Source organism: Mangrovibacterium sp. (assembly GCF_041596335.1).
Taxonomy (GTDB): Bacteria; Bacteroidota; Bacteroidia; order Bacteroidales; family Prolixibacteraceae; genus Mangrovibacterium.
Genome location: NZ_JBFHIT010000090.1, coordinates 1 through 11,470, shown reverse-complemented (window position 1 = coordinate 11,470; position 11,470 = coordinate 1). Strand labels below are relative to the sequence as shown.

Below are 11,470 nucleotides of genomic sequence, written 5' to 3'. Positions count from 1 at the left end.
AGCCTTATTGGATGCTGACGTTAACTTTAAAATAGCCAAATCATTTACCGAAACGGTTAAGGAAAAAGCCCTTGGCGAAAACGTTTTGAACGCCGTAAAACCCGGCGAAATGATGGTGAAAGTTGTGCACGACGAATTAGCAACCCTGATGGGGGGCAAATCTGTCGATATCAATTTGCAGAGTGGTCTTACCATTATTTTGATGGCTGGTTTGCAAGGATCGGGTAAAACAACTTTTTCCGGTAAACTCGCAAAATTCCTAAAATCGAAAAAAGGAAAAAGTCCGTTGTTGGTTGCCTGCGACGTTTACCGTCCGGCAGCGATTGATCAGTTAAAAGTATTGGGAGATCAGATTAATGTTCCGGTGTATACAGAGGCCGGAAATATGGATCCCGTAAAAATATCCAAAGCAGCTATTAAGTTTGCCCGCGAAAACAATCACAATTTGGTCATCATCGATACCGCCGGTCGTTTAGCGATTGATGAGGAAATGATGAACGAGATTGCAGCTGTAAAAGCAGCGGTGAATCCGAACGAAATTTTGTTTGTGGTTGACTCCATGACCGGTCAGGATGCAGTGAATACCGCTAAGGAATTTAACGATCGACTGGATTTTGATGGTGTCGTACTAACCAAACTCGATGGAGATACCCGTGGTGGTGCCGCTTTGTCCATTCGTTCAGTTGTGAATAAGCCAATTAAGTTTGTTGGTACAGGCGAAAAATTGGAAGCGCTTGACGTATTCCACCCGGAACGTATGGCCGACCGCATCCTTGGGATGGGGGATATCGTTTCTCTGGTTGAGCGTGCTCAGGAGCAGTTTGATGCAGACCAAGCCCGTCAATTACAAAAGAAACTGGCAAAGAATCAATTCAGCTTCAACGATTTCCTGTCACAAATTCAGCAGATCAAGAAAATGGGTAACCTGAAGGATTTGGCAGCAATGATTCCTGGCATGGGTAAAGCATTGAAAAATATTGACATCGAAGATGACGCATTCAAACACATTGAAGCCATTATTCACTCGATGACCCCTGCGGAACGTGAAGATCCGGCTCTGCTGAACGGAACGCGCCGGAAACGGATTGCCGAAGGTTCAGGAACCAATATACAGGAAGTCAACCGCTTGATTAAGCAATTCGACGAAACCCGAAAAATGATGCGTATGGTCTCTTCAGGCAATAATATGCGCAATATGATGGGAAATATGAGAAGACGTTAATCATAGACTAAGAGATATGCAACTAATTGACGGAAATAAAACGGCTGCGATCATTAAGTCCGAAATTGCAGTAGAAGTAAAGCAGATACAGGCTGAAGGTGGAAAAACACCACATCTTGCTGCTATTCTGGTAGGCCACGACGGCGGAAGCGAAACTTATGTCGCCTATAAAATCAAGGACTGTGAAGAAGTTGGTTTTAAATCGAGTATGGTTCGCTACGAGGACGACGTGACCGAAGCTGAATTACTGGCAAAAGTTGATGAATTGAACAACGATCCGGATATTGATGGATTTATCGTTCAGTTGCCACTACCAAAGCATATTTCTGAACAAAAAATAATTGAAGCGATCGACCCGAAAAAGGATGTGGATGGTTTTCATCCGATTAATGTTGGACGAATGGTGATCGGATTACCCTCGTTTGTTTCAGCAACTCCGGATGGTATTGTTGAGCTGATTAAGCGACACGGTATCGAAACTTCAGGTAAAGATTGTGTGGTCATTGGCCGGAGTAATATTGTTGGTCGGCCAATGAGTGTGCTGATGTCGCAAAAGGAAATGAACGCCACTGTTACTGTTGCCCACAGCCGTTCAAAAAACTTGAAAGAGCTTTGTGCTAAAGCCGACATTTTGATCGCGGCAATTGGATCTCCCGGCTTCGTAACGGCCGATATGGTAAAGCCAGGTGCGGTGGTGATTGACGTGGGAACAACTCGCGTGAAATCAACAGAAACTAAATCAGGCTGGCGACTAAAAGGCGATGTGGTATTCAATGAAGTGGCTGAAAAATGCGCTTTTATCACCCCTGTTCCTGGAGGTGTTGGTCCGATGACTCGGGTGTCTCTTCTCAAAAATACTTTACTTGCTGCAAAAAAGACGATATACAAAGACTAAGTAGCAACAAAATATATAGTAGAAAGGTGATCCGCGAGGTCACCTTTTTTCGTTTCATTTTGTTTATATTGGGGTAAGAAATCGAAACGATCGAAAATCCTTTTTGAAACACTAAAAAAACATACCTATGAATTTACGCTCTTCTCGCAGTACTTCTTTTTTTGGAGTCGTGCTCGCAGCCTTGTTGTCGCTGCATTCCTGTCAGTCAGTACCATTGACCGGACGCAGTCAGTTAAGCTTAATATCCGAGTCTGAAATGGTGTCAATGAGTTTGACTAGCTACGATGAGTTCTTGAAAGAAAATAAGCTGTCGACCAATAAACAGCAAAACGAAATGATCAGTGAAGTTGGTGCTAAGGTGTCAGCGGCGGTCGAAAAGTACTTAAAAGATAATGGTTTCGAAAGCTACATCGAAAACTTCAAATGGGAGTTTAATTTGGTTGATAGCGATGTGCCAAACGCCTGGTGTATGCCCGGAGGGAAAGTCGTTTTTTACACCGGAATATTGCCATACACGCAAGATGAAAACGGTATCGCTGTGGTAATGGGGCACGAAATTGCGCACGCTGTAGCGCGACATGGAAACGAGCGCATGAGTCACGCGATGATTGTTCAGATGGGAGGAATTGCACTTTCAACTGCAATTCAGGAGAAACCGGAAGAAACACAAGCACTCTATAATATGGCTTATGGAGCAACAACACAGGTTGGAGTGATGTTGCCCTTTTCGCGTAAGCACGAATACGAAGCAGACCAAATGGGATTGATTTTTATGGCTATTGCCGGCTATGATCCCCGATCAGCTGTTGCTTTTTGGAAAAGAATGTCGGCCAATGGCGGTGGCACTCCCGAATGGCTTAGTACTCACCCGGTCGACGAGAATAGAATCGCTGCACTGGAGAAGTTAATGCCAGAGGCGTTGAAGTATTATCAGGGCCATTAAAATGAACATTTGTATGGTTAAATCTGACCATCTGTTTGTTAACAGGTTTATGTGATTTTCAGAATATTTGTTTAATTTTGGATATAAACTAACACAAACCTATAAAAAAACAGACATGATGGAAGGATTTGATAAGCATGATGAATTGAACGAGGAGTCGGAGAACAAATTTAGGCAGGAGATATATTCTAATGCTGTGCGAGCCGGTAAAAGAACCTACTTCTTCGATGTGAAATCAACTCGTAAAGATGAATATTTTTTAACCATCACGGAGAGTAAAAAGCATTATGAACAGGATGGACGATTTCATTTTGAGAAACATAAGATTTTTCTCTATAAAGAAGATTTTGAGAAATTTGCTGATGGGTTAAACGATGTTGTAGATTTTATTTTAAGTAAACAGCCGATAGAAGACGCCGAGCCGAACTATAAAGAGGTTGAAGAGCTAGTTGAGAAAGAAGAACCAATCGCGCTTGCAGCCGAGGATCTGGATGAAGAACTAGAACTTGTGGCTGAAAAAATGGTAAAAGACTACACAAATGTCGATTTTGAGGATTTAAGTAATTAAAGGATACGATATTAAATAAAAAGAGGAAGTCATCGACTTCCTCTTTTTATGTGTAAGTTCATCCTATTTTTTCCAATCAACCGACTTTAACCAGTCAACTACGAACTTCGCATTCTCGTAAGGAATATCCGGCAGAAAACCATGTCCCAGATTAAAAATTAAATTGGGATGCTTCCTGTAAAACGGAATGTATTTTTCTAGTTGGACTTTCAAATCATCCTGCGTGCCGTAAAGGTAACGGGGATCCAGATTGCCTTGCAGTCCAAGCTCGGGATGGACTAATTCCCGGGCATGATCGATAGGCATTTGCCAGTCGATACTGACAAAATCTGCCAGCTCTGGTGTTATGTATTTCAGCCCTGTTCCCAAGCCTTTTGGAAAGAAAATGAACGGTGTACCAGTCGACCGAACAGCATCGCTTATTTTTCTCACTGCCGGCATAAACATTTCAACATACATTTCAGCAGGGATCAAATTCGCATGTGTTTCAAATAGTTGGAACGCATCTACGCCGTGCTCAATTTGCTTTTTAGCGTAATAAGCTGAAAGATCGGCAATGGCGTCAATCAAGCGCTGGGCTTCCTTTTTATGTTGAAAAAGGAACTTAATGGCATCCGGAAAATTAGGGTTTGAGCTAATTCCCTGAATCATATAGCATAAGGTTGTGAGGGGGGCACCACAGAATCCAATTAAAGGAATGTTAGCCGGTCGCTGCCGGATGATTTCCTCTATGTTTCGATAGATGTATTCCAACTTCTCAGGAGCAGGTACCAGGTGATCGGTCGGATTGAGCAGTCCTTTAAGTGGTTTGCTGAATACAGGACCATGATCGGTAAACTCAAGATCCATGCCCATGGCATTCGGAATTACGAGGATATCCGAGAACAGAATAGCCGCGTCAACACCCAGATCGTTGATTGGCATCAGCGTTACTTCCGCAGCTAATTTGGGATCTTCCATCAGCTCGTGAAACGTATAGCTTTGCTTTAGTTTATTGTAGTTTGGCAAAACCCGTCCGGCCTGGCGCATAAACCATACCGGTGGACGTTCGGTTTCCAGTCCTTTTAGTTTATTTAAGAAAATAGAATCTTGCATGGTCTTCGTTTGTTTGTGTTAGAGGCTTTGAAAGGCTTTGTCGGCAGCTTCAATCATGTAATCGAGGTCCGCATCCGTGTGAGCATCAGAAATGAAGAAACACTCATACTGTGATGGTCCCAGATAGATGCCACTTTCCAGCGATTTCTTAAAGAACTTCGCAAATCGGGGAGCATTCGACTTCATTGCCTGATCGAACGAATTCACGCTTTTTTCTTCCGTAAAGAACAGGGTCATCATCGATCCGATCCGGTTTATAACTGCGGGCACACCATTTTTCGCCAAAGCGGTTTTCAGTCCGGTCTCAACTTTAGCACCTTTACGTTCAAGCTCCTTGTAAATTGAAGGATTTTCTTTTAGGGTGCGTAACATCACTGTTCCGGCAGCCATTGCCAGCGGGTTGCCCGAAAGGGTTCCGGCTTGATAAACCGGCCCCTCAGGAGCCAATAAATCCATAATTTCTTTGCGCCCTCCGTATGCGCCAACCGGAAGTCCACCTCCAATTATTTTACCTAAAGTTGTAAGGTCGGGGAGGATTCCAAAGTGTTGCTGTGCTCCTCCGGCCGATAAACGGAATCCTGTAATCACCTCGTCGAAAATAAGTAAAGCTCCGTATTGGCAGGTGATTTCGCGAATGCCTTGCAGGAATTCCTGATCAGGAAGTACACAGCCCATGTTTCCGGCTACAGGCTCCAGAATAACAGCAGCAATTTCTTCGCCCCTAGCCTCAAACAATTGTTTCACCGATTCCAGGTTGTTGTATTCCGCGGTTAACGTGTTCTGTGCCGAAGCTTTGGTTACACCGGGACTATCAGGTAATCCAAGAGTAATTGCACCCGAGCCGGCTTTAATTAAAAAAGCATCAGCATGTCCGTGGTAGCATCCGGCAAATTTCACGACCAAATCGCGTTTGGTGTATCCGCGAGCAAGGCGTAAAGCGCTCATTGTTGCCTCGGTTCCTGAATTTACCATTCGAACTTTCTCAACCGAAGGAACCATTTCTGTAATTAGTTTGGCCATTTCGGTTTCAATGAGAGTTGGAGCACCGTAGCTGGTGCCCAACGCGGCTGCTTTTTGCACCGCTTCAACAATCGCAGGATTGGCGTGACCCAGAATGAGCGGTCCCCATGAAGACACGAAATCGATATATTCATTTCCATCGATATCCCAAATGCGGGCTCCTTTGGCTTTGGCAATAAACAATGGGTCGGCCTGTACACTTTTAAAGGCTCGTACAGGAGAATTTACTCCTCCCGGAATTAGTTGTTTGGCTTCCTCGAAAGCCGCGATACTTTTTTTGTAACTCATAAAACTGACGTTTTTTCCAATCCTAAACTCGGTTCCCTTTTTTCAACTCACTTAAAACAAACTCCTTGGCATGGTAGGTGATAATTACATCAGAACCGGCACGTTTTAAAGAGGTTAAAATTTCTTTAATCATTCGTTCTTCGTCAACCCATCCGTTGGCAGCCGCCGCTTTTACCATTGAGAATTCGCCACTCACATTGTAGGCCACTACCGGCATATTGAATGTGGATTTTACCCGGCTAATAATGTCCATGTAACTCAGCGCGGGTTTTACCATCACCATGTCGGCTCCCTCAATAATGTCTTGCTCAACTTCGCGCAGTGCTTCATCGCCGTTTGCCGGATCCATTTGGTAGGTGCTTCGGTCGCCAAACTTAGGTGCGCTTTCGGCTGCATCGCGGAATGGACCATAGAATGCAGAGGCATATTTTGCGGAATAAGCCATAATCGGGGTATTTTGAAAACCACTTTCATCCAGCGCATTGCGAATAGCACCAACACGGCCATCCATCATGTCGCTAGGTGCTATAATATCAGCACCAGCCTTTGCCAGCGTTACCGATTGTGCCGCTAAAGTATGAAGGGTGCTGTCGTTGTCAACATCGCCGTCGACAATTGTACCGCAATGTCCGTGTGTCGTGTATTCGCAGTTGCATACATCGGCCACAATCAACACCTGAGGAATTGCTTTTTTTAAAGCACGGATTGCTTTTGGAACAATGGCATCGAGGTGACAGGCAACATGACCGTGCTCGTCTTTGCTTTCCGGAATTCCGAATAGTAAGATTTTATCAATTCCGGTGGTTGCATACAAATCTTGAACTTCTTTTACCAATTGATCGATTGACAATTGCGAATTGCCCGGCATTGATTTGATTGGATTGCAAACGTTCTCTCCGGGACAAACAAAGTAAGGCATAATTAAATCGTCGCGATTAACTTCAGTTTCGCGAACCATATTGCGTATAACTGCTGATTTACGAAGTCTCCGTAAACGAGTAACAGGATAACTCATAAGGCTATATTTTTTTGTTTTTTAAGTATTCCAGTGTTGCTTCAGCCAGTCCTTTATAGCTTGATTCTTTTGCTGTGGCTAAAGGTTCAATTTGCAAATCACGGCATGCTGCGGTCGTTGTTTTGCCAATACTGACTAGTCTCCATTCAATATTTTGAGGCTGAAGTGCAAGGTATAAATTTTTTATGGCCGAAGGACTGCTAATTAGCATTAGATCGTATTGATTTTGGCGAATGAGCGTCGTAAATTTTGGGTTGAGTTTGTCTGGCGCTATGGTTTGGTAAACATTGATCCTGTCAACCGGGTTCCGATTATTAAGGGTGTTTATCAGTGTATTCGGCGCCAGTTCACCCAAAATCAGCAAAATAGATTCTCCGGGGGCGACGTTTTGCTTTAATTCATCTGCAAAATCAACACCAGACAGCCCACTTCCGATAAAATCGGGGCTAATACCCCGCTTTCTCAATTCGCTTGCAGTCGCATCACCCAAAACGGCTATATGCTTCATTGTCTTCATTTCCAGTTCTTCTTTAAAAAAGCGAATGCCATTTTTGCTGGTGAAAACAATCCAGTCGTAACTATTGATGTCTTTTTTTAGGTGGTAGGGGAGTGCTCGAATTTCGATAGCAGGCATATAAAGTACTTCCGCACCGGCTTCTTCGAGCGGAGCTGCAAAATCGTCCGGGTAGGGTTTTGGGAAAGTACAGATGATTATTTTGCCATGAATTTTATCGGTAAGTCTGTCTGCCATTACTGCTATACCGTGCGGATTTCATCCAGGATTTCTTTTCCCCCATCAGCCAAAATTGCTTCAGCTAATTCAATTGCTTTTTCCGATGCTTCTTCGATGGAGCAACTAATTTGTTTCCGAATTAATTTAGTACCATCAACTGAAGCCACCAGGCCTGTCAGTGTTAGCTGGTCGTTTTTCAATTCTGAGTAGCAGGCTACCGGGACTTGGCAACCTCCTTCAAGAGTTCGCAATAACCAGCGTTCCGCCATGGTGGTATTCCATGTCTTTTCGTCAGAAATGGCATCGATAATTCGTTGAATATGTTCGTCATCTTCACGGATTTCGATGGCAACAGCGCCTTGGCTAACAGCCGGTAAAACAATTGCAGGGTCGAGTAATTCGGTGATGTGTTTGTCGTACCCCAAGCGAATAATTCCGGCTCCTGCCATCAGCAATGCGTCGCAATGACCGTCATTCATTTTGTTCAGTCGGGTATCTACATTTCCGCGAATGTCGACAATATTCAATTTTGGATTATAGGCCAGAACTTGTGCTTTGCGGCGAAGGCTTGATGTGGCAATTCGGTCGTTGGCAGTCATTTCATTCAGCTTGCGGCCATCTTTCGAAATAAATACGTCGCGAACTTCACCGCGTGGTAGCATCCCTCCAAGGCACAGCCCCTCGGGTAATTCAGTTGGCAGGTCTTTCAAACTGTGCACTGCCAAATCGATTTCTCCGTTTAGCAAGGCCGTTTCAATTTCTTTGGTAAACAAACCTTTATCGCCAATTTTCGACAGCGAGACATCGAGAATGATGTCACCCTTCGTTTTAATAACTACTGTTTCAACATTCAGGTCAGGGAAGGCTGCGGAAATAGCCGTTTTAACTTGTGATGCTTGCCACAGAGCCAGTTTGCTGCCCCGTGTGCCTATTTTGATGGTCGTATTACTCATTGATTTGGGAAAAGAGATCGTTGACAACTTTAATGTATTCCGTACGGCGGCCATTGTCGCTGATTGATTTCAGATTTTTAATCATTGAATTGATTAGTTTCTCGGTAATGTGTTTGCCGTATTTTTCCATTTGCTGAAAATCCTCGTCAGGATGAAATTTTTGGAAGATCGCTAATTCGTTCGCATTGACTGTGCTAATGGACGAAATTATTTGTTGGATAGCCGGCGAAAGGTTGCGGCTATTTAACCAATCCAAAAATTCGGCGACTTTCTGAGAGATAATTTCTTCGGCGACCGAAACCAAAGCTTGTTTTTTCTCTTGATTGCCGGCAACCACTTCCTCCAGATCGTCAACGTTAATCAATGATATGCCAGGTAGTTCCGTTACATCAGGGTGAATGTTGCGTGGTACTCCCAAGTCGATCATCATCACTTTGGGATGACCGTTCAGGTGTGGTTTTACCGATGTTGCATTAAAGATTGGTTCTTTTGTTGTAATCGAACTGACAATAATTTCCGCATCGTGGATGCCACTCATCATTTGATCGTATGGAATCGTCTGCCCGCTGTAGCGTTTAGCCAACTCGTCGGCTTTAGCTTGTGTCCGGTTGGTTACCGTTATGTTTTTACATCCCTTTTTGTACAGGTTTTTTATCACCAATTCTCCGGTCTCTCCAGCACCAATCAGCAGAATTTTTTTATCCTTCAAGTTTTTAAACTGGTCATTGCACCGTTCAACTGCAGCATAGCTTACCGAAAATGCTCCCGTACTCATCTTGGTATTTGAGCGAACCAATTTGCCGGTTTCCAATGCTTTGTTAAATAATCTGGTTAAAACTTTTCCGACAGTCCCATTTTGCTCAGCCTGGTTGTAGGCGTCCTTAATTTGAGAAACAATCTGATATTCTCCTAATATCATCGATTCCAAACTGGAAATAACCCGGAAAAGATGAGTTACGGCGCTTTCGTGTGCGAAACGATAAAAGTGTGCATTGAGGTCATCGCAAACGGCGGCATGTTTATTCAGGAAACCAAAAATGATGTTGAAAGCGCCTGAAGAACAACACTCGTCAGCTTTAAAGTAAATTTCAGTTCGGTTGCAGGTGGATAGAATTACAATCTCCTGGATATACTTATTTTGGCACATTAGCTTGGCTAATTGGGCGCTTTCAGTTTTATCCAGAGCAAATTTCTCTCGAATATCTACAGGTGCCGATTTATGGCTTAATCCAATAATTCCAATCATGGTGAAGAAAATAATTAAACTTCGGTTTGTTAATTTGTTGGCTGAAATTAAGCAAACAAAGGGGGCGATAAACCAAAGTATCCGCTACAATAGTCGGAACTGTATCGTGAACCCAAGCTGGAAACCACGTTTTTCGCTGTGTGATTGCGATAGTCGTTCTGACTAGTTTCTTGTACGGAGATTGTTTCTTTAAGATTGTCGGATAATTTAAACGAAAGGAGATGGTGCTTTGTGTAATCGAAATTTGTAGGTTGAGAATATTGCAAGTCAGCCTTTAATACAACAAGAATTTCCTTTTCATTTTCCTGGATTTTACTTTTGTTCTTCAATACTTCGGCATTAAAGCTCAAAGTAAGAACAAGCATAAAGCCCATTAAAAGGAGGTATGGTATTGTTGATCCAGCTAATCCTACTATAAACATTTCCTTCAATTTGTAGCAAAGTTAACATTCCAGCTCAAAGTTTTGGTATTGATCGATCCATAAAAAATTGATAGATGTCAATACACTGCGCTTTTTTCAGCTTTTTAGACCCTGCTAAAGTTTCCAGTTTAAAAACAAGTGCAATTCGATTTGGTTTCCGGGAATCCGGCTTTTTATCGAAAAAGAAGGAGTCCTTTCAGAAAACGGCAACCGATAAGAAAAAAAAATCCCCGAATTTCGGGGATATGCCATTTCGTGTGATCTGGAATTATGGTAGAAAACTCAATAACGTGTCTCCACGCAACCCGCGACGCAGGGTTTCCAGAGGGATGACCTCGTTTTCCGCAATATTTCCAAGATTAACATTGGGTCCCAGCAATTTAATGAACCAGACTTGCTGATTTTTTAGCGGAGCCTCCCATAAAATTTTGTCGGGATCGACGTGATTGCGAATATCCAAAACCAATTCAGAATTCGCTGAGCCATCGTCGTTATAGATGCCCATGTTGCCACTTTCGCGTGCTTCGGCAATTACTTTCCATGCTCCGGCTTCAAGTTCAGAAAGCATCCAGCTGACCCATTCGTCATTGGTGATTTCTTTCCCTTTTAGCTTTGTGCCAACTTCCGAAAGAACAACGAAGTCTTTAGACAACATGTTGATGTATTCACATTTTTTTCCATGTTCAATTGGCAAAACACCATCTGAAACTTCGGCATATTCAACACCGGCATCAGTGATAAAACGTCGATAATCGTCAAACATGTTCCGGGCAATGAACGCCTCAAACATGGTTCCTCCGAAGTATGGACGTAACCCTGCTTGCTGATAGATTTTTATTTTTTCTTTGAACTTTGGGGTCAATAGACCTGTGCCAAATCCGAGCTTAACGATGTCAGTATATTCAGCTGATACTTCACAGAAATTTTCGGCTTCACGCAGAGATAATCCTTTGTCCATCATCATTGTAACACCCGACTGCCTGGGCTGTGCAGGTCTTTCAGGGACAAACGGCAAATTAAAATTCATTTTTTATAATTTGGTTGATTCGTGTTTTTTGATCAATTTTTTT

12 protein-coding genes are annotated in these 11,470 nt (G+C 43.2%); 4 read left to right on the top strand and 8 right to left on the bottom strand.

What is annotated here, in order from left to right:
- The 4 genes from ffh to ABZD21_RS19140 all read left to right on the top strand — a co-directional run.
- Window positions 1-1,222, top strand: a 1,222-nt coding sequence (gene ffh / locus ABZD21_RS19155; RefSeq protein WP_372776743.1) for a signal recognition particle protein, incomplete at its 5' end; no start/stop codon positions are given.
- A gap of 16 nt (window positions 1,223-1,238) precedes the next feature.
- Window positions 1,239-2,117 carry a bifunctional methylenetetrahydrofolate dehydrogenase/methenyltetrahydrofolate cyclohydrolase FolD gene (gene folD, locus ABZD21_RS19150; RefSeq protein WP_372776742.1) on the top strand — a complete coding sequence of 293 codons (879 nt, stop codon included), beginning with the start codon at window positions 1,239-1,241 and terminating at the stop codon, window positions 2,115-2,117.
- 127 nt (window positions 2,118-2,244) lie between these two features.
- Window positions 2,245-3,060 (top strand): M48 family metallopeptidase, encoded by an 816-nt coding sequence (locus tag ABZD21_RS19145; RefSeq protein WP_372776741.1) that lies wholly within the window; start codon window positions 2,245-2,247, stop codon window positions 3,058-3,060.
- A 115-nt stretch (window positions 3,061-3,175) separates the two neighbouring features.
- Window positions 3,176-3,628 (top strand): DUF3276 family protein, encoded by a 453-nt coding sequence (locus ABZD21_RS19140; protein ID WP_372776740.1) that lies wholly within the window; start codon window positions 3,176-3,178, stop codon window positions 3,626-3,628.
- Window positions 3,629-3,691: 63 nt separating this feature from the next.
- Here ABZD21_RS19140 and hemE read toward each other — a convergent pair whose 3' ends face one another.
- The 8 genes from hemE to ABZD21_RS19100 all read right to left on the bottom strand — a co-directional run bounded on the left by hemE (window position 3,692) and on the right by ABZD21_RS19100 (window position 11,427).
- Entirely contained in the window at window positions 3,692-4,723 is a 1,032-nt protein-coding gene (gene hemE / locus ABZD21_RS19135; RefSeq protein ID WP_372776739.1) for a uroporphyrinogen decarboxylase, read from the bottom strand.
- Between the two features lie 18 nt (window positions 4,724-4,741).
- The gene (hemL, locus tag ABZD21_RS19130; protein ID WP_372776738.1) at window positions 4,742-6,031 is read right to left on the bottom strand and encodes a glutamate-1-semialdehyde 2,1-aminomutase; all 1,290 of its coding nucleotides are present in this window, start codon (window positions 6,029-6,031) and stop codon (window positions 4,742-4,744) included.
- A gap of 22 nt (window positions 6,032-6,053) precedes the next feature.
- On the bottom strand, window positions 6,054-7,046 hold the full coding sequence (hemB, locus tag ABZD21_RS19125; protein WP_372776737.1) for a porphobilinogen synthase: 993 nt from the start codon (window positions 7,044-7,046) through the stop codon (window positions 6,054-6,056).
- A 4-nt stretch (window positions 7,047-7,050) separates the two neighbouring features.
- Window positions 7,051-7,797 carry a uroporphyrinogen-III synthase gene (locus tag ABZD21_RS19120; RefSeq protein ID WP_372776736.1) on the bottom strand — a complete coding sequence of 249 codons (747 nt, stop codon included), beginning with the start codon at window positions 7,795-7,797 and terminating at the stop codon, window positions 7,051-7,053.
- 5 nt (window positions 7,798-7,802) lie between these two features.
- Window positions 7,803-8,732 carry a hydroxymethylbilane synthase gene (gene hemC, locus ABZD21_RS19115; RefSeq protein ID WP_372776735.1) on the bottom strand — a complete coding sequence of 310 codons (930 nt, stop codon included), beginning with the start codon at window positions 8,730-8,732 and terminating at the stop codon, window positions 7,803-7,805.
- Window positions 8,725-9,978 carry a glutamyl-tRNA reductase gene (gene hemA, locus ABZD21_RS19110; protein ID WP_372776734.1) on the bottom strand — a complete coding sequence of 418 codons (1,254 nt, stop codon included), beginning with the start codon at window positions 9,976-9,978 and terminating at the stop codon, window positions 8,725-8,727. Before hemA ends, hemC begins: the two co-directional genes overlap by 8 nt.
- Window positions 9,979-10,025: 47 nt before the next feature.
- Complete coding sequence (locus ABZD21_RS19105) at window positions 10,026-10,400, bottom strand: hypothetical protein (protein ID WP_372776733.1); 375 nt, start codon at window positions 10,398-10,400, stop codon at window positions 10,026-10,028.
- A gap of 268 nt (window positions 10,401-10,668) precedes the next feature.
- The gene (locus ABZD21_RS19100; RefSeq protein WP_372776732.1) at window positions 10,669-11,427 is read right to left on the bottom strand and encodes a phosphosulfolactate synthase; all 759 of its coding nucleotides are present in this window, start codon (window positions 11,425-11,427) and stop codon (window positions 10,669-10,671) included.
- Window positions 11,428-11,470: the final 43 nt, after the last annotated feature.